The sequence below is a fragment of the Mesorhizobium sp. CNPSo 4684 genome (genome assembly GCF_057784315.1).
Genome location: NZ_JBWLUX010000060.1, coordinates 1 through 16509, shown reverse-complemented (window position 1 = coordinate 16509; position 16509 = coordinate 1). Strand labels below are relative to the sequence as shown.

General features: G+C 64.5%; 17 protein-coding genes and 2 pseudogenes. 10 read left to right on the top strand and 9 right to left on the bottom strand.

Features of this window, described 5'->3' with window-relative positions; genetic code table 11:
• Window positions 1–193 (top strand): annotated as a pseudogene (locus AC04SG_RS32055) (AhpC/TSA family protein); the annotation flags it as partial.
• Window positions 194–393: 200 nt separating this feature from the next.
• Entirely contained in the window at window positions 394–657 is a 264-nt protein-coding gene (locus AC04SG_RS32050; protein ID WP_488554286.1) for an SDR family oxidoreductase, read from the top strand.
• Between the two features lie 266 nt (window positions 658–923).
• On the opposite strand, the gene AC04SG_RS32045 is transcribed toward AC04SG_RS32050, so the two are convergent.
• Together AC04SG_RS32045 and AC04SG_RS32040 are read right to left on the bottom strand one after the other, a co-directional pair.
• The gene (locus AC04SG_RS32045; protein WP_352559620.1) at window positions 924–1283 is read right to left on the bottom strand and encodes a protein kinase family protein; all 360 of its coding nucleotides are present in this window, start codon (window positions 1281–1283) and stop codon (window positions 924–926) included.
• 89 nt (window positions 1284–1372) lie between these two features.
• Window positions 1373–2521 (bottom strand): amidohydrolase, encoded by a 1149-nt coding sequence (locus tag AC04SG_RS32040; RefSeq protein WP_488554285.1) that lies wholly within the window; start codon window positions 2519–2521, stop codon window positions 1373–1375.
• Window positions 2522–2742: 221 nt separating this feature from the next.
• Here AC04SG_RS32040 and AC04SG_RS32035 point away from each other — a divergent pair, with 221 nt between their 5' ends.
• From AC04SG_RS32035 to AC04SG_RS32025, 3 genes are all read left to right on the top strand, one after another.
• The gene (locus AC04SG_RS32035; protein ID WP_477343768.1) at window positions 2743–3732 is read left to right on the top strand and encodes a GlxA family transcriptional regulator; all 990 of its coding nucleotides are present in this window, start codon (window positions 2743–2745) and stop codon (window positions 3730–3732) included.
• A gap of 91 nt (window positions 3733–3823) precedes the next feature.
• The gene (locus AC04SG_RS32030) at window positions 3824–4102 is read left to right on the top strand and encodes a type II toxin-antitoxin system ParD family antitoxin (protein WP_352585811.1); all 279 of its coding nucleotides are present in this window, start codon (window positions 3824–3826) and stop codon (window positions 4100–4102) included.
• A complete protein-coding gene (locus AC04SG_RS32025; protein WP_488554284.1) occupies window positions 4099–4413 on the top strand; it encodes a type II toxin-antitoxin system RelE/ParE family toxin in 315 nt (104 codons plus the stop codon). The genes AC04SG_RS32030 and AC04SG_RS32025 overlap by 4 nt, the downstream gene beginning before the upstream one ends.
• Here AC04SG_RS32025 and AC04SG_RS32020 read toward each other — a convergent pair.
• From AC04SG_RS32020 to eglC, 3 genes are read right to left on the bottom strand one after another with little or no spacing between them, the layout of a single operon-like run.
• Complete coding sequence (locus tag AC04SG_RS32020; protein ID WP_488554283.1) at window positions 4400–5719, bottom strand: HlyD family type I secretion periplasmic adaptor subunit; 1320 nt, start codon at window positions 5717–5719, stop codon at window positions 4400–4402. The two genes, AC04SG_RS32025 and AC04SG_RS32020, sit on opposite strands and share 14 nt — an antisense overlap.
• Before the next feature lie 3 nt (window positions 5720–5722).
• Window positions 5723–7495, bottom strand: a complete 1773-nt coding sequence (locus AC04SG_RS32015) for a type I secretion system permease/ATPase (protein ID WP_488554282.1) — start codon at window positions 7493–7495, stop codon at window positions 5723–5725.
• Entirely contained in the window at window positions 7496–8920 is a 1425-nt protein-coding gene (eglC, locus tag AC04SG_RS32010; protein WP_488554281.1) for an endo-1,3-1,4-beta-glycanase EglC, read from the bottom strand.
• A 417-nt stretch (window positions 8921–9337) separates the two neighbouring features.
• On the opposite strand from eglC, the gene AC04SG_RS32005 reads away from it, so the two are divergent.
• Entirely contained in the window at window positions 9338–9781 is a 444-nt protein-coding gene (locus AC04SG_RS32005; protein WP_488554280.1) for an SRPBCC family protein, read from the top strand.
• A gap of 79 nt (window positions 9782–9860) precedes the next feature.
• Here AC04SG_RS32005 and AC04SG_RS32000 read toward each other — a convergent pair whose 3' ends face one another.
• The 3 genes and pseudogenes from AC04SG_RS32000 to AC04SG_RS31990 all read right to left on the bottom strand — a co-directional run bounded on the left by AC04SG_RS32000 (window position 9861) and on the right by AC04SG_RS31990 (window position 13245).
• Window positions 9861–10826, bottom strand: a complete 966-nt coding sequence (locus AC04SG_RS32000; RefSeq protein WP_488554279.1) for a hypothetical protein — start codon at window positions 10824–10826, stop codon at window positions 9861–9863.
• Window positions 10827–10964: 138 nt separating this feature from the next.
• A complete protein-coding gene (locus tag AC04SG_RS31995; protein WP_488554278.1) occupies window positions 10965–12467 on the bottom strand; it encodes a helicase HerA domain-containing protein in 1503 nt (500 codons plus the stop codon).
• Between the two features lie 136 nt (window positions 12468–12603).
• Window positions 12604–13245: pseudogene (locus tag AC04SG_RS31990) on the bottom strand (glutathione S-transferase family protein).
• A gap of 152 nt (window positions 13246–13397) precedes the next feature.
• Here AC04SG_RS31990 and AC04SG_RS31985 point away from each other — a divergent pair.
• The gene (locus AC04SG_RS31985; RefSeq protein WP_192259115.1) at window positions 13398–13628 is read left to right on the top strand and encodes a hypothetical protein; all 231 of its coding nucleotides are present in this window, start codon (window positions 13398–13400) and stop codon (window positions 13626–13628) included.
• A gap of 152 nt (window positions 13629–13780) precedes the next feature.
• Entirely contained in the window at window positions 13781–14035 is a 255-nt protein-coding gene (locus tag AC04SG_RS31980; RefSeq protein WP_488554277.1) for a DUF982 domain-containing protein, read from the top strand.
• Between the two features lie 21 nt (window positions 14036–14056).
• On the opposite strand, the gene AC04SG_RS31975 is transcribed toward AC04SG_RS31980, so the two are convergent.
• Window positions 14057–14542, bottom strand: coding sequence for a hypothetical protein (locus AC04SG_RS31975; RefSeq protein WP_488554276.1), 486 nt, complete (start codon window positions 14540–14542; stop codon window positions 14057–14059).
• A gap of 188 nt (window positions 14543–14730) precedes the next feature.
• Here AC04SG_RS31975 and AC04SG_RS31970 point away from each other — a divergent pair, with 188 nt between their 5' ends.
• Together AC04SG_RS31970 and AC04SG_RS31965 are read left to right on the top strand one after the other, a co-directional pair.
• Window positions 14731–15096, top strand: coding sequence for a RidA family protein (locus AC04SG_RS31970; protein WP_112562601.1), 366 nt, complete (start codon window positions 14731–14733; stop codon window positions 15094–15096).
• A gap of 29 nt (window positions 15097–15125) precedes the next feature.
• Window positions 15126–16352, top strand: a complete 1227-nt coding sequence (locus AC04SG_RS31965; protein ID WP_488554275.1) for an amidohydrolase/deacetylase family metallohydrolase — start codon at window positions 15126–15128, stop codon at window positions 16350–16352.
• The last annotated feature ends 157 nt before the right edge of the window (window positions 16353–16509 follow it).

The window sequence follows — 16509 nt, the reverse complement described above, 5'->3', positions numbered from 1 at the left end:
AAAAGACAATTACGATATCACTGAAGCGGACCAGCAAATGATGGCGACCGGCGTGGGCCAGCTCATGGGCCAGTTCCTGCTCGACCGCAACGGCGTCGTTCGCTGGACGTTCTCCGAGGTTTACGATGGCGGCTTGGGCGCCCGCCCGAACTCCGAGGCGATGATGTCGGTCGCGTCGCAAATCGGAAGCTAAGGAGCAGCTTCGGTAGGGGGCTAGGCGCAGGGTTACGCGAAGTTGGCCGCCGTCGCCTGATGGGGCCCTACAATCGGCACCGCACTCGCCTGCCATGAACCCGAGGGGCGGAGTCGCGGTCGTCCAGCCGCCCTACTACCAGCGCGAGCCGGGCGGCGTCCGCGCTGCGGCTCAGCGGCCTCTTGCTGCAGGTCTGCGCGATGCGCCGGCTTACCGCCGCGCTGGCGCAGGAGCTGGCGCCGACCCGCGTCAACATCGTCTCGCCCGGCTGGGTCGACACGCCGATGTGGGACGAACTCGTCGGCGAGGCCAAGGCCGGATACTTCGCCGCCATGGCCGGGCGGGTGCCGGCAGGCAAGGTCGCGGCACCGGCGGATGTCGCACCGGCCTATCTCTATCTGATGGAGGCCGAATTCATGACCGGCGAGACCATCCACATCGATGGTGGGCAACGGTTGGCGTGACGGGCAAGGGGCGGGCAAGTCGCATAGGGCGTTCCCCCACTCCGTCTCGGCTTCGCCGAGCCACCTCTACCCCCACATTCGTGGGGGAGAGGAAATGCTAACCGCCGGAGTCGCGACCTCGAAAAACTTGGGTTCCCACGCCCCCAAAAAGCTTGGGTTTCCTCTCCCCCATGTACATGGGGGTAGAGGTGGCTCGGCGAAGCCGAGACGGAGTGGGGGCTGGCGCCGACCTCTGCTATTCCCGCCGGCAAACCTAAACGCCAGCCCTACGGATATTTCGCCGGCTTTGGTGCATAGATTTGCGGATCGAAATCCAGATCCTTTGGCAGCGGCAGGCTCGAGCACTGCAGATGCACCTGGCGGGCAAGCAGCCTTCGCTGCTGCTGCTGGTGTTCCTTGGCCGCCGCGACGAGGCCCATGCTGTAGGGCCCAAGCAGCACGCCGAAGCCCCATCCCGGCTGCCCCTTCTCGCGTGCATCGTAGTTCATGGCATCCGTGCGGGCCTGCTGGCATTCCGGCGTCGCCCATTTCGGGTCCTGCGGCGAAAGCGAGGCGCCGTATTGGACCGGAGAACTCACGCATCCCGCCACTGTCGCGGTCAACGCGACGACCACTGCAATCCTCATCCGCAAGCCCCTCCTAATTTAGGGCGGCGACTACAGGATGATTCGAGCCGCAAAAAGGCAGCTTCGGCGTGCGGATTTCGCACAGCCGCTCAGCCCAAAAGGTTGCGCGCCGCGCGCATGAAGATTTTCGAGCCGATCGGGATCAGATCGTCGGGAAAATCATAGTCCGGATTGTGCAGCGAAGGGGTGCGCTCGCCGGCGCCGAGGAAGAACATCGCTGACTTCGCCTTGTGGCCGAAAATGCCGAAATCTTCCGAAGCGCGCATCGGCAGGGCCTCCTCGCTGCGCGCCACACCTTCTTCGTCCAGCGCGCGGTTGAGATGCTCCACCGCATCCGGCGCATTGACGCTGGCGACGAAGATCTCGTGGTAGTCGCAGCGGACGGACAGGCGGTGCTCGACCGCGATCCTGGCGGCAAGCACTTCGGCGGCCGCGACCAGCTCCGCCATGCGCTCGTCGCGCCTTGTGCGCAACGTCGCCCAGACCTCGGCGTGGGCGGGCGCGATGCCGAACACGGCCTCGCCCATCGTCGCATGGGTGACGGTCACCATGCTGAAATCGTCATCGGCAAAGGTGCCGCGCCCGAGCCCCGGCAGCGCCGGCATCAACTGGCTGATCGCCGGCATCGGCGACACCCCGGTTTCGGGCATGGAGGAATGCGCGGTCTTGCCCTCCAGCACGATGCGCATGCCGCGCGAGGCGCAGTTGACCACGCCGGGTTTCAGCCGCACCTCGCCGAACGGCACGCCCGGCAGATTGTGCAGCGAGAAGGCGAAATCCGGCGCGATCTCGGCAAAGCGCGGATCGGCGACGACGCCGGCAGCACCATTGCCGGTCTCCTCCGCCGGCTGGAACATCAAGACGACGCGGCCCCGCGCCGGCCGTTCGCGCCCGAGCTGGCGGCCGAGTGCGGCGAGGATCGCGGTGTGGCCGTCATGACCGCACATATGCGACTTTCCCGGCACCTGCGAGGCATGGTCGACGCCCGAAAGCTCCTCGATCGGCAGCGCATCGAGCTCGGAGCGGAACAGCACCGTTGGCCCTGCCTGGCCGCTGTCATAGACCGCCGCCACACCATGGCCGCCGAGGCCGGTCAGCACCTTGTCCGGACCGGTATCGGCGAGGAAGGCCACGACCTCCCTGGCCGTCTTCTCCTCTTCGTTCGAGATTTCCGGCTGCCGGTGCAGCTTACGCCGCCATGCCGTCAGCTCGACAATGTCTCGATTGGTCAGGGTCATGGTCTGGGCTCCGCTTGGCTACACGATAGGGTTTTTCTCGCGCCGTGCCATGCCGATCAATTCCGCTAGTCCATCCGTATGTCATCGTTGCGCTGTGGTCATCAATCTCATCTCCGACATCCTGCGGCCGCTCCTGACGAGTATGACGCGCACGCCTGTGCCAAACCGTAGATATCAGCGACAATAGCCAAATCCAGTCGAGAGCAGTTTCCGGGAAAACAATGGCCAGGCGGTTTGCGTTTCTTTTGGTTCGCGACTTCACGCTGTCGCCGCTGTCGCTGTTCATCGACACGCTGCGGCTGGCCGGCGATGAGGGCGACCGCAGCCGCAGGATCGAGTTCGACTGGGAGATCGTCGGCGAACGCGGCCTGCCGATCCGGGCGAGCTGCGGTGTCGAACTGCTGCCGACCAAGGCGATGGGCAATCCGGAGGAGTTCGACAATGTCGTCGTGGTCGGCGGCCTGCTCGACACCAACCGGTCACTCAGCTCCGAAAAGGAGGCCTTCCTGTTGCGCGCCGCCGAAAAGGGCGTGCCGCTGACGGCGCTCTGCACCGGCAGCTTCGTGCTCGCGCGCTACGGCCTGCTCGACGGCTACAGCGCCGCGGTGAGTTGGTTCCACATCAAGGATTTCCGCAACCAGTTCCCTGACGTGAACGCCCATGCCGACAGCCTGTTTTCCGTCGACCGCGGCCGCTCGACCTGCGCCGGCGGCACCGGTGCGGCCGACCTTGCCGGCCATTTCGTCTCGCAGTTCATCGGCCGCAAGGCGGCGGAAAAAGCCGCCAAGATCCTCGTGCTCGACCGCATCCGCTCAAGCCGCGACGTGCAGCCCGTCGGCGACCTCTTTCCCGCGGCGTCGAGCCGCGCCGTGAAGCGGGCCTTGCTGCTGATGGAAAGCAACCTCCAGGAGACGCTGTCGGTCGCCGAGATCGCGAGCCGGCTGAATTTATCGCGGCGCCAGCTCGAGCGCCTGTTCGGCGCCGAGCTCGGCATCGGCCCGATGGCGGCCTATCTTGCGCTGCGCGTGCATCAAGCGAAGTCGCTGCTGGAAGGGAGCGACCTGGCAATCGGCGACATCGCCTACCGCTGCGGCTTTCCCAATGCCGGCCATTTCAGCCGCGTCTTCCGCCAGCAGACCGGCATCACGCCGACCCATCTCAGGCATCCCGGCCGAATGTCCGGTGTCTCTGCCGGTAGCAGCGGCCCATAGGCGCATGTTCAGAACTATGCCGCGTCAGATTCCAGATGCGATCCCAGCACCGGTATGATAATATCATACCAACTCTGATAGGAGCACAACCATGTCCGCAACTGAAAAACGCACCTTCAGTTTGCCGGCCGAGCAGGCCGCTTTTATCGACCAGCTCGTTCAGTCGGGCACATACGCGACCAGCAGTGAAGTGATCCGCGCCGGTCTTCGCGCATTGCAGGAACGCGACGCCGCCGTGGAGCGCTGGCTGCGCGAGGAGGTCGTGCCGACCTATGACAGGTGGAAGGCAGACCCCTCCCAGGCCATCCCCGCCGACCAGGTTTTTGACAGCATCCGCGCCCATCACGCCCGCCTCAAGGGGGACGTGTGAAGCGCCGGCATGTTGTCTTTTTGCCGGAAGCCCAGGCGGACCTGCTATGGATATACGATGCGGTCGCTCATGCGTCGGGCAACCTCACTGCCATTCGCTACATCGAGCGGATCGAGCGATTTTGCCTGGGTCTTGACTACGCCTCGGAACGTGGAACCCGAAGGGATGACGTGCGGCCGGGGCTTCGCATCGTTGGTTTCGAGCGGCGACTGACTGTGGCCTTCGCCATAAGCGACGATCAGGTGGTGATTCTCCGGGTGTTTTACGGTGGCGCCAACTGGGAGGACGATCTGGCTCCTACCGCTCCGTGAACGCCCGCGCGAGCGAATCCAGCATCGGCCGCGCCAGATATTCGAAGAAGGTCCGGTCGCCGGTGCTGATAAACGCCTCGACCGGCGTTCCCGGGTAAAGCTGCCCGGCCTTCACGCCCTGCGGCAGCGTGTCGGTGATCTTCAGCCTGGCGCGGAAATAGGCCTCGTGCGTGGTTTCATCGATCAGCCGGTCGGCGGAGATTTGGGTCACCGTCGCCGGGACCTCGGGCGTGAGGCGCGCGTTGAGGGCCGACAATCTGAGTTTCGCCGGCTGGCCGACGCGAACCAGATCCACGTCCTTCGGCCGCAGCTTCGCGTCGACGATGAGGCCTGACGCTGTGGGCAGGATCTCCATGATCTTCTGCCCCGGCGCAATCACGCTGCCCTTGGAATTATAGGTCGACGACACCACGATGCCGGCTGCCGGCGCCTTGATCGTCGTGCGCCCGAGCACCGCCTCGGCCGCCGTGATCTGTTCGCCGATGTCTGCCAGCTTGGTGCGGACCTCGTCGAGCTTGGTCAGCGCCTCCTCGATACGTTGCGTGGTCGCGCGCTCGACCTGCGCCTGGGCTTCGACGATCTGCGTCTTGGTCGCCGCAAGGTCCGCCTCCAGCGCGCCGGCCTGGCCGACCAGATCGGCCTCGCTGCGCAGAAGCTGCGAATATTCGCTGCGGTTGGTGAGGCCCTTGTCGAGCAGGCCGGCCTTGATGCCGAGCTCCTTCTTCACGATGTCGGCCTGTTGCTGGATGGCCAGTTTCTGCGCGTCCAGGCCCAATGCCGACTCGCGATGCATGGCGACGCGCTGCGCCAGGATCGACTGCTCGGACCGGAACCGGGCGAGCCTGGCATCGAACTCCTTCTGCTGTTCGCGCACCAAAGTGTCGAAATCGCTCTGGAACGGCGCGGGGGCTGCATCGGTGATTGGCGTCAGCCTGTCCGATCCGTCGCGCTCCGCTTCCAGCCGCGCGGCACTTGCCCTGAGCGCGATCGACTGTCTGGTCAGCCGGTTGAGGTCGGCCTCGGCCGCCGTGCGGTCGAGGAGGACCAGCGGCTCGCTTTGTTGCACGCGGTCGCCCTCATGCACCAGCAACTGCTCGATGATGCCGCCTTCGGGGTGCTGGATGAGGATGTTGCCGCCGGTCGCCGAGATCGTGCCGGACGTGATCACCGCGCCGGAGAGCGGAGCGCTCGCCGCCCAATAGCCGAAGCAGCTGGCGAAAAGCGCTATGGCCGCGTAGCCAACAACGGCCGTGCGCCGGAAGTCGGTGCGCGGTCGGCTTTCGAAGGCAAGGCTCTGCTGTGTCATCATCTACGACCCGAAGCGGACGCTGTGCGGGCGCACGGTCGACACGAACGAGCCCGTCACCACCGCGTTCCCGGCAACGCCCTTGCCGGCCGCCGATTGCCGCAGCACCTCGCTCGCGGGGCCGAAGGCTTCGATCGCGCCGTTGCGCAAGACCATCACGCGGTCGCAGGCCGCCGCGATCGACGGGCGATGCGTGATCACCAGCACCGTGACGCCGGCGCCGCGCGCGGCCGACAGCATCGCCTCGAGCGCCGTTTCGCCACTGCCGTCGAGATGGGCGTTGGGCTCGTCCAATATCAGCATGCGTGGATTGCCGTAGAAGGCGCGCGCCAGCCCGATCCGCTGGCGCTCGCCGCCCGACAGCACGGTATGCGACGGGCCGATCATGGTCTGATAGCCATCGCGCAGCGTAAGCACCAATTCATGTGCCTCGGCATGCCTGGCCGCTTCGACGATCGCTGCGTCATCGGCAGCGGAGTCGAAGCGGGCGACGTTTTGCGCGATCGATCCGGGGAAAAGCTCCACCTCCTGCGGGAGATAGCCGATATGCCTTCCAAGCTGGGTTTCGTCCCAGCTCCTCAGGTCGGCGCCGTCGATCCTGACCGTGCCGCCGGTCGGCTGCAGTGCCCCCACGAGCAGTTTCGCCAGCGTCGATTTGCCGGCGCCGCTCGGGCCGACGATCGCCACCGCTTCGCCGGCGCCGATGGCAAAATTCAGCCGCTTGAGGATGGGCTCGGTGCCGAAGGACGCATTCGGCGCGATGAAGAAAAGATCCTTTACCGAAATCGCACCGGACGGATCGGGCAGAGCAAGCTTGCGCGCTTGCGGCGGTCGCGCCGCAAGCGCGGCGTCCAGCCGCTTCCAGCATCGCCTGGCGCCGACGATCTGCCGCCAGGATCCGATCAATTGGTCGAGCGGCTGCAGCGCGCGCGACGACACCAGCGAGGACGCGAAGATCATGCCGGCGGTCATCTGCCCTTGCAGCACCAGCCACGCGCCGGCGCCGAGGATCGCCAGCTGCAGCATCATGCGCAGCGACCGCGATGTCGCGCTGAAGATCGCGTTGGCGGTTCCGGAACGGTCGTGCAGGGTCAGCGCTTCGGCCACGTGCTGCCCCCAGACCGCGGCGGCATTTTGCACCATGCCCATGGCGCGCAACGTGTCCGTGCTGCGGGCAAAGGCCTGCTCCGCCTGGCTGGCCACGGCAGAGCGTTCCGCCGACATGGCATCGCTCCTGCCGATGGCAGACTGGTTGGCCACGACGAGAAGAAACAGAAGCACGGCGCCGGCGAGCGTCAGCCAGAACAGGACGGGATGGATGAAATAGAGCAAGGCGAGGAAGACGGGCGCAAACGGCAGGTCGAACAGCACCGCCACGCCGCGCGACCTGATGAAGGCGCAGGCCGTGGCAAGGTCGTTCAGCGGCGACAGCGCACTGCCGGCATATCTGGCGCCAAGCGAGGCGGCGAATGTCCGCGCGCCCAGTTTCTGGTCGACGGCAGCCGCAATACGCTGCGCGTAAATGGCTCGGACCGCATCCAGCAGGCCGAGGAAGGCGAGCGCGACGACCGCCATGGCCGAGAGATAAATCAGCGTCTCGACGCTGGAGGACGGCAGCACCCGGTCATAGACCTGCAGCAGATAGAGCGGAATCACCAGAAGCAGGATGTTGATCAGCAACGAGAAGACGCCAATATCGGCGATGGCGCGCAGGAAGACCGGGCGCAGGCCGTGCCGGATGGCCGCATCCCTGAGCGGCGCGCGGTCCCGCGACATCTAGACCGCGTGCTCGCCTGTTGCGCTCAGATGGCTCTGCTGCAAATCGTTCAGCGTATAGGCGTGGATATAGTCGATCTTCATCTGCGCGGGCGTCGCCAGATGGTCGGGCGGCGCGCCGGCTTGACCGCCGATCGCAAGGTCGACCAGCATATACATGGGCTTGTTCATATCGGACGGCGTCGCCGCTTCCGCGACCTGGACGCCATCATAGGTCCAGACCAGCTTGTCCGGCGCCCACAAAAGGCCATAGGTGTGGAAGCCGGCGGTGTCCGAGACATTCACCGTCGACCCGACCGTGGTGTGCTGCCCCGTCTCATTCGTGTGCGCGGTCATCAGAAGCTGGTTCGGGTTCTGGCCATACATTTCCACGACGTCCAGCTCCGGCGGCCATGAGCCGTCTTCCGGCAACAGCCAGAAAGCCGGCCAGGCCCCGGTGTTTTCGGGCAGGTCGGCCCGCATTTCGAAATAGCCATAGGTCTGCGAGAAGGAGTCGTGTGTGGTCAGGAGCCCGGAGGTGTATTCATAGTTGTTGATCAGCGGCTTGATGTCCGCCGGCGTCTGCGCCGCGGTGATGGTGAGAACGCCGCCTGCCACACTGAACGGATGAACCGAGCTCGTTGGCGCGTAATTGGCGTCGATATACCACTGCAGCTCGTTGTTCTGGGTCAACGTGCTGCCGTTCGGCGCGCCCCACCAGAAGTTGGTGTCCCACGTGCCGCCTTGGCTATTGTTAAGGCTCAGCGTGTTGAAGTCGTCGGAGAACGACAGCGTCATACCGGACTTGTCGACCGGCAGCTCGAACTGGCCGGGCTGCAGCTTGTCGATGGTGGTGTTGTTGAACACCAGCACCTCGTCGGATCCGAGGGTCAGCGCAACGTTCGCTCCCGCCTGCGTCATATGCGCCTTGACGGCGTCGAACGACATGAAGTCGTAGCCATTGAGGCGAATGGTGTCGTCCGCGCCGAAATCGGTGATCAGGTCGCTGCCGTGGCCCTTGGTGATGATGAAAGTGTCAGCGCCGCCACCGCCGATCAGCACGTCGTTACCCAGACCGCCGTCGAACGTCTGGCTGCTGGTGCCGCCCTTGATGATGTTGTCGAGCGAATTTCCGAACGCGTAGTGATTGGCGCCGGTGACGACGAGGTTCTCGAAATTGTCGGGGAGCTTGTAGCTCATCCAGGTGTCGATCGTGTCGATACCCTCGCCGGGCAGCTCGACCGCTTTGTTGATCGTCGAATAGAGGTGGTAATAATCGTCGCCCGCGCCGCCATACATGGTGACCTTGACGCTGGTGTCGCCCCAGAAGGAATCGTTGCCCGAGGTGCCATAGAGCTGCGGCCCGGCCCCGGTCGCCGAAAACCAGTGGGTGGAAGCCCCGGTGTAGGGAAGTGGAATGCCTTTGGCGTTGAGGACGGTGCTCATTCGGACACTCCTTGCGCGTGCTGCCTTGGCCGCTCGACAACCTTCGAGCGATCACCTCGGATCAACGTTTAGATTAATCCCTGGCTCCAGGGAATCATCCTATAGTACACGAAGAAGATCGTCACTCGTGAAAATATATCAAGCTGAGTATAATAAGCCAACCCTAATACAATTTAAGGGTGAGACTTGGTAAATTTTAATAAATATTGTGAAATCTGTGCAAAAAGATTAGGCAGATTGTCGATGATGCATGCAATTCGTCGCGGCGCGGCCGCACGCCCGAAGCGGCGGCTCGAAATCGCAGGATGGAAGGCCGCGGGCAAAGGGCCCAAAAAATTTGACAGGCTGTGTCGGACCGGGTGAAGTCCACCCGTCCTTGAGGCATCGATCAACGAAACCACAAAGGATACCGAAGACATGCCAAGCACCGTACGTTTGCACCGCGTTCTGACGACCAGCCCGGAGAAGGTCTACCGCGCGTTCACTGAAGCCGATGCACTGGCGAAATGGCTTCCGCCGAACGGCTTCACCTGCACGGTGCACAGCTTAGAGGCGAAAGTCGGCGGCACTTTCAAGATGTCGTTCCGCAACTTTACCACGGGCGGCAGCCACGCCTTCGGCGGCGAGTATCTCGAGCTCGTTCCCGGCGAAAGCCTGCGCTACACCGACAGGTTCGACGATCCCAATCTGCCCGGCGAGATCGTGGTGACCGTGACCTTGAAGAAAGTGTCGGTCGGCACGGAACTCGATATCACGCAGGCAGGCATTCCGGACGCCATTCCGGCCGAGGCGTGCTATCTTGGCTGGCAGGAATCGCTGCGCAACCTGGCAAAGCTCGTCGAACCCGAGATCAATCAGTAGAGCCACCCGCCCCATCGCAATCGTCGGCGGCGCGGCCCAGCCCGCGCCTCCGACAATGCCGGGCCGAGCGCTCATCGCCTCACGGCCCCGTGCAGATCGGCAGCGGCTGCGCCGGCGGTGGCGGGTTGTCCTTCTTGTATTGAGCGATGATCGGCTCGAGGCGCTGGCGCGGCCAGAATTTCGGCTTGCCGATCTCCTTCAGGCAGGACGCGTTCCAGTAAGTGTCGGCTTTGCCAACGGCGGCTATGTCGCGCGATTCGGGATAGATGTAGAGCGTCGTCGGATTGCCCTTCACCATCGAAATGATCTGCTCCGCATCGGCCGGCGACCAGCTGGTGCAGCCATTGCTGCGGCCGCCGGCGTAATCGACCAGCTTGCCGTACGGCACAAAGCCGTCATGGTCGGCGTAGGAGCTGTTCGGCTTCTTGCGCAGGCACATGCCGCGCAACAGCCGCGCCGCATGGCCGCCGATCACACGCTGCCTGGCATTCGCCGTCTCGCCCTCGCCGTCGAACTGGATAAAGGTGCGTTGCAGAATCTGATCCTGCTTCGCGCCGACGCGATAGAAACCCTTGAACGACGTCTTTGCCTCGCTGGTCATATAGGCGCCGCCCATCGTCAAGGACGAGTCCAGGGCATTGCCGAAGTTTTTCGCGCAGCGCTTCCCGTTGGAAAAATCGACCACGCCCTTCAAATTACGGCCGCCGCCATGCCCTGACGAAATCGCCCGAAACGTCTGCTTGGCTTCGCAGATGACGTAGTAGCGTCGCCCCAACGCACCGCCGCCGAGATCGCCCGGACGCGTGGCGTCCATGGCGAAATAGCAGCCATTGTGGACCGCGCCCTGCGACACCTTCTTCTGATAAAGCGCGCGCGCCCGTTCCAGCACCACTTGAGAGATTTCGCCGTCGCCGTCGCCGACATGGGCCTGCAACCATGCCGGTATACCGGAGGGCGCGGCAAACGTCCGGGCCGACACCGTGATCGCAATCACGGCGACGGCAAGGATGCCGAGGACAAATTCAGCCAGAGATTTCAACCGCACCGGACAACCCTCCCGCCCCGAACCGTTCTGCGATTCTCAGAAAGCCATCATAATTCGCCGTGCACCGATCGGCGAAACACATCTTGTTCAGAACCGCCTACATAAGCGATGAGGCCAGGCTGCCCAAAGCGCCCGCAATCACAGCGCCAAACTGCCCTGCTCCGCCTCCGCGGCATTAGGGTCGCCGGGCGCCGTTGCCCAGGCGAGTTCGACCAGCGTCACCGTGCGGCGGCCGGTGCCGTCGAGCTGGCAGACGATGAGACCCTGCTCCTCGATATAGGTGAGCAGGCGCCTGGCGCGGCGCAGCGAGTGCGAACCGTAGGCGCGCGCGATCGCCGCGTCGCTCGGGCACGGCCAGCCTTCCTTGGCGGCGCGCGCAATCATCATGAACACGCCTTGCATGTCCTCAGGCAGCAGCGAGGCGCGGACGGAAACATCCTGCCAGGCGTCGTCGCCTGCCATATCAGCGCCGAGCCCGGCGCGGGCGCGTGTCAGCATGCGGCGGAATTCGGAGAGGTCCGGCACCACCGAAGCGAGGCCCTCGATGCGGCAGCGGACCACAAATTCTTGGTACAGCACGCCGATGACGCGAAAACCCGCGTCGGGCTGCGCCAGGATGGCGCGCAGGACACGGTCCACCCGCTCTCGCCGCTCTGCCAGATCCTCGGCGCTCACCGCCGGTTCCGCCGGTTCGGGGCGGATTTCCAGCGCTGCAGACTTGGCCGCCATCAACTGGTCGAGCAGGTCCGGCGACGCCACCCGGCGCGGTGCGCGCATCGCCTCGGGTGGCGGCGCCGCCAGGATGATGGCACGGGCGTCCTCAAGCGCTGCCTCCGGCATCGCCATCAGCCGTGGCGTTCCGTTGCGCGGGCTCGTCTCGGTCTGGCCGATGCGCACGCCGAGCGGACGGCGCGACAGCGCCGGCCCGAGCGCCATGAAGTGCCCCCGCTCCAGGTCACGGAACGCCTCGGCTTGCCGCCGCTCCATGCCCAGAAGATCGGCGGCGCGCGCCATGTCGATGTCGAGAAAGGTGCGGCCCATGAGGAAATTTGAGGCTTCCGCCGCAACATTCTTGGCGAGCTTGGCCAGCCGCTGGGTGGCGATGATGCCGGCAAGGCCGCGCTTGCGGCCCCGGCACATCAGATTGGTCATGGCGCCGAGCGAGAGTTTGCGCGCTTCGTCGGAAACCTCGCCGGCCACCGCCGGGGCGAACAGCTGCGCCTCGTCGACCACCACCAGCATCGGGTACCAGTGCTCGCGGGCGACTTCGAAGAGGCCGCCGAGAAAGGCGGCGGCGCGACGCATCTGGTTCTCGGCGTCGAGCCCTTCGAGATTGAGCACGGTGGAGACGCGGTGGATGCGCGCCCGCTCGCCGGCCGCCTGCAGGCCGCGCTCCGTATGCTCCTCGGCATCGATCACCAGATGGCCGTAGTGGTCGCCCAGCGAGACGAAATCGCCTTCGGGATCAATGATGGTCTGCTGTACCCAGGGCGCGCTCTGCTCCAGGAGCCGGCGCAATAGATGCGATTTGCCGGAGCCGGAATTGCCCTGCACCAGAAGGCGCGTCGCCAGCAGCTCCTCAAGATCGAGCGCCGCCGGCGCACCCGCCGTCGTCTGTCCCATCTCGATAGCTACGGTCATGTCACGACTCTCCTTGAGGAGAGGGCTTATCAACCTGACCGCAAGCCGTCGAGCGCGCCGAGGCAACAGGCCCGGTGTTCCACACCTATGCTGCCAAAGCGCCACACTTGGCCGGCCCGGTCGGTTGAAAAGCTGGCTAGACCGGCTTCACCGGCGGCAAAAGCGGCGCATCCAGCCCGTTAAAGGGGTCGCGCCAGGCGTCGATGGCCTCGAGCCGGCGATACCAACTGAGGACCGATGGATAATGATCCAACGGCAGGCCCGCGACATCGTTGAAAGGCAAGAACGTCGCCATGCGAAAATCGGCGTAGGAAAGTGAGCTGCCGACCAGCCACTGCCGTTGGGACAGTTCGGCCTCGAGAACCCCTGCCGCCCTGCGGAACTCGTCCGTTCCCTCCTCGACCTTGCCCTGGTCGATCGGGCCAATCCCCTAGCGCTGCTTGGTGCCGCGCTCGAAGTGCACGGTGTCGCAGGCCCGGACGAAATTCTCCTTGCCCCAGCTCAGCCAACGGATCATGTCGGGTTGGTCGTCGCCATTGCGCCAGAAATCCGAACCCGCCTCGCGCGACAGCAGGCAGGCTATGGCGTCGGCTTCCCAGAGGCTGCCGCCCGGCCATGCCAATGTCGGCAGGGTAAGATTAGGATTGAGCGGTCGGAACCGCTCGGCCTGCCCCGGCGCCATGGGTGCCGCGAACTCAAACTCGACCTTGACTCCGAGATGACGCGCCGTTGCAACCGCGAGGCGCGGATTGGGATTCCGGCTGAAGTACAGTTTCATGTTCGGGCTGGTTCCTAGACGCTGTTGGCTCGACCTTATCAAACACGCAAACGTGCCCGCTCGGCAATCTGGTCGGACCACGATTCCGCTGGAGGAAATCGCCGTTCGGCGTATCATTCCTGCGGGAGAGGGTTCTTGGCAGGAGGAAGCCAATGAACGTTGCAGCAAGCGTACCTGTCATCGATCTGACAGCTCAAAATCTTGTTTCCTCTGCGCTTTCCAAATTCCGCGCCGGCGATACCGTCTCGACCAGGGCGGCGCTCGACGCCATCCGCCGCATGAATCCGGCCTGTGTCGACAGCGACGACGATCTGGTCGAACTGATCGTGATGGCGGCAATTGGTAAGACCATGGCGGTCGTGTTCGACCACCGCAAGCAGTGACGCTGGAACGAAACGAGCATTGCGCCGTTTCTGACGTCATCAAGTTCGAGCAATTCCAGGAAAAGTGTGAGCGGTTTTCCCGGGAAAAGCGCGTAGCGCTTTCCCTTGGGAATTGCGTCAAAACAACGAGTTGAGTTCCAGGAGTAGCGTCAATGCGCGATGAACAATTCGACGTTCCGGTGACCATCGAAAGCGAAGGCAGCGGCCTGACCGTTACCGGAACGGTCCAGGCAGCCTCCCTGCTGGTCGACGGATGGCCGGACGAAGAGCGTGGGCCAAAATACCGCTCCGCGTTGAAAGCGATGATGGATGCGATGGAGCAGCGCCGAGCGGTCGGCACGGCGCGCCGCGCCTTCACCGCCGCGGCCCGGGAAGCGCGCGTCTTCGTGCGCGAAGGCCGGCACTAACCCTACTGCGCGGACCGCGCCTCAGTCCCCCATGGGATGCGGCATGTAGCCGACGAAGCCGGCAATCTTCCAGCGCCCCGCCACTTTCCTGCAGAAATACAGCGTCTGCCACTTCAGCCGGTCGACGCTGCCGTCGGCCTTGGTCACCGAACCGTTGAACTTCTTGTGCAGCACGGCGCGGTCACCATCGACATCGATGTCGCGCATGTTGGTGACGCGAAACAGGGCTTCGCGCAGCGGCTCGGCGAACTTGGTCGCCGCTGTCTCCTTGGCCTGGCGCAACCACTCGTCGCGATAGACGGCAAGGCTCGGGAATTGCAGCCGCCAGGCGTCGGCATCGCTCAGGAAATGCGCATGCATGCCGAAAAAACTGTCGGCGATGAAATCATCCTCGACCATCGACCAGTCCTGGCCGATGAAGGCGTCGATGTCGCGCCGCACCAGCATTTCCCACAGCGCATGACGATCGGCATCGCCTTCCGGAAACGGGTTCTTGTCGAAGGTCATTTTAAAAAATCTCCTGTCGGGAAAATGCGAGGCGCAAGATGCTGGCCGTCCCCCGATAAAGCAACACGCATCTGGAAAAATCTTGCTTTCCCAAAAGCCCCCTATGAGGATCGTGGGGAGAGGCGTAGAGCGGTCGGCTGAAACGCAACCGCAGGCGTGATCCGCCAGGTCTGAACAGGAGTTTTCCCTTGCCCAAGCAGTGTTTTGGAACATCGCATGTGCCGCTGTCGCCAGCGGTGCGCGCTGGCGATTTCGTCTATATCTCTGGTCAGGTGCCGGTCGACGCCGACCGCATCGTAGTCAAGGGCGGCATTACCGAGCAGACGGAGCAGGTGCTGCAGAATGTGAAGGCGGCACTCGCGCTGGCCGGCTGCACCATGGACGATGTCGTCAAGACCACGGTCTGGCTCGAGGACGCGCGCGATTTCGGCGCCTTCAACACCGTCTACGCCAAACATTTTCCCAGCAACCCGCCGGCCCGCACCACGGTCGAATCGCGGCTGATGATCGACATCAAGATCGAGGTCGAAGCCGTCGCCTACCGGCCGGTTTGATCAGTAGATAAATACCAGCGGAGGCGCCGATGCAGTTCGATCTCCTGATCAAGGGCGGCCGCCTGATCGATCCGGCCTCCGGCCTGGACGCCGTGCGCGATGTAGCCATCGCCAATGGGCGCATCGCGGCCATCGAGGCCGCCATCGATGCCGAGCACGCCACGCAGGTCGTCGACGCCCGCGATTGCATCGTCACGCCCGGCCTCATCGATCTGCACAGCCATGTCTATTGGGGCGGTACCTCGCTTGGCGTCGATGCCGACCGCCTGGCGGCCAAGAGCGGCACCACGACCTTCATCGACGCCGGCAGCGCGGGTGCGGGCAATTTCCTCGGCTTTCGCCGCCATGTCATCGAGCGCTCGAAGGTGCGCATCCTGGCTTATGTCAACATCTCCTTTGCCGGCATATTCGGCTTTTCGCAGACGGTGTCGGTCGGCGAATGCAGCGATCTGAGGCTCTGCGAGCCGCGCGAGACGGTGGCGGCGGTGCGCGAGCACGCCGATGTCGTCGTCGGCGTAAAAGTGCGCTCCGGCAAGCATGCCGGCGGCACCAGCGGCATTGCGCCGGTGGACCTCGCGCTCGAAGCCGCCGACCAGGCCGGCCTGCCGCTGATGGCGCATATAGACGAGCCGCCGCCCGGCCGCTCCGAAGTGCTGCCGCGCCTGCGCCGCGGCGACATCCTTACCCACTGCTTCCGCCCGTTCCCCAACGCGCCGGTCTTCGCCTCCGGCGCGGTGCGGCCGGACATGTATCTGGCGCGCGAACGCGGCGTTATCTTCGACATCGGCCACGGCATGGGCTCGTTCGACTTCGAGGTGGCCAAAGCCATGCTGGCCGAAGGCCTGGCGCCCGACGTCATCTCGAGCGACGTCCATCTCTACTGCGTCGACGGTCCCGCCTTCGACATCCTGGTCTGCATGTCGAAGCTGATGGCGCTCGGCATGCCGCTGGTCGAAGTCCTGCGCGCCGCCACGCAGCGCCCGGCCGAGGCGATCGCCAGGCCGGAGCTCGGCACGCTGAAAGTGGGCGGCGTCGGCGATGTCGCGGTGCTCAGGCTGCGCCCCGGCCGCTTCACCTTTGTCGATGCCGTCGGCGCAGCACTGATCGCCGATCAGCGGCTCACCTCGGACGGCATCGTCATTGGTGGTGTCTGGTGGCCGAACGAGGCTGGCGATTGCAACGAGACCGAGAGATTCGAGCCGCACGCACCGCATACGCATGTCGAGGTTGCGGCACGGCATTTCGGGCGTGGGTAGTCTCCCCGCTTGAGGGGGAGATGGCCGGCAGGCCAGAGGGGGTCGTCGCGCGTGGAGCGCTAACCTTCATCTGCCGCAGGAGGTCGTGCCCGGTCGGACCGACCCCCTCTGTCGCCTTCGGCGACATCTCCCCCTCGAGGGCAGGGCTATCGCATAT

What these genes read in the sequence shown, in the direction of transcription:
- AC04SG_RS32015 (WP_488554282.1), bottom strand. Translation starts at nt 7,495, where the DNA reads ATGTCGCGGGACCGCGCGCCGCTCAGGGATGCGGCCATCCGGCACGGC.
- AC04SG_RS32005 (WP_488554280.1), top strand. Translation starts at nt 9,338, where the DNA reads ATGCCAAGCACCGTACGTTTGCACCGCGTTCTGACGACCAGCCCGGAG.
- AC04SG_RS32050 (WP_488554286.1), top strand. Translation starts at nt 394, where the DNA reads ATGCGCCGGCTTACCGCCGCGCTGGCGCAGGAGCTGGCGCCGACCCGC.
- AC04SG_RS31965 (WP_488554275.1), top strand. Translation starts at nt 15,126, where the DNA reads ATGCAGTTCGATCTCCTGATCAAGGGCGGCCGCCTGATCGATCCGGCC.
- AC04SG_RS31980 (WP_488554277.1), top strand. Translation starts at nt 13,781, where the DNA reads ATGCGCGATGAACAATTCGACGTTCCGGTGACCATCGAAAGCGAAGGC.
- AC04SG_RS32045 (WP_352559620.1), bottom strand. Translation starts at nt 1,283, where the DNA reads ATGAGGATTGCAGTGGTCGTCGCGTTGACCGCGACAGTGGCGGGATGC.
- AC04SG_RS32020 (WP_488554283.1), bottom strand. Translation starts at nt 5,719, where the DNA reads ATGACACAGCAGAGCCTTGCCTTCGAAAGCCGACCGCGCACCGACTTC.
- AC04SG_RS31985 (WP_192259115.1), top strand. Translation starts at nt 13,398, where the DNA reads ATGAACGTTGCAGCAAGCGTACCTGTCATCGATCTGACAGCTCAAAAT.
- AC04SG_RS32030 (WP_352585811.1), top strand. Translation starts at nt 3,824, where the DNA reads ATGTCCGCAACTGAAAAACGCACCTTCAGTTTGCCGGCCGAGCAGGCC.
- AC04SG_RS31995 (WP_488554278.1), bottom strand. Translation starts at nt 12,467, where the DNA reads ATGACCGTAGCTATCGAGATGGGACAGACGACGGCGGGTGCGCCGGCG.
- AC04SG_RS32040 (WP_488554285.1), bottom strand. Translation starts at nt 2,521, where the DNA reads ATGACCCTGACCAATCGAGACATTGTCGAGCTGACGGCATGGCGGCGT.
- AC04SG_RS32035 (WP_477343768.1), top strand. Translation starts at nt 2,743, where the DNA reads ATGGCCAGGCGGTTTGCGTTTCTTTTGGTTCGCGACTTCACGCTGTCG.
- eglC (WP_488554281.1), bottom strand. Translation starts at nt 8,920, where the DNA reads ATGAGCACCGTCCTCAACGCCAAAGGCATTCCACTTCCCTACACCGGG.
- AC04SG_RS31975 (WP_488554276.1), bottom strand. Translation starts at nt 14,542, where the DNA reads ATGACCTTCGACAAGAACCCGTTTCCGGAAGGCGATGCCGATCGTCAT.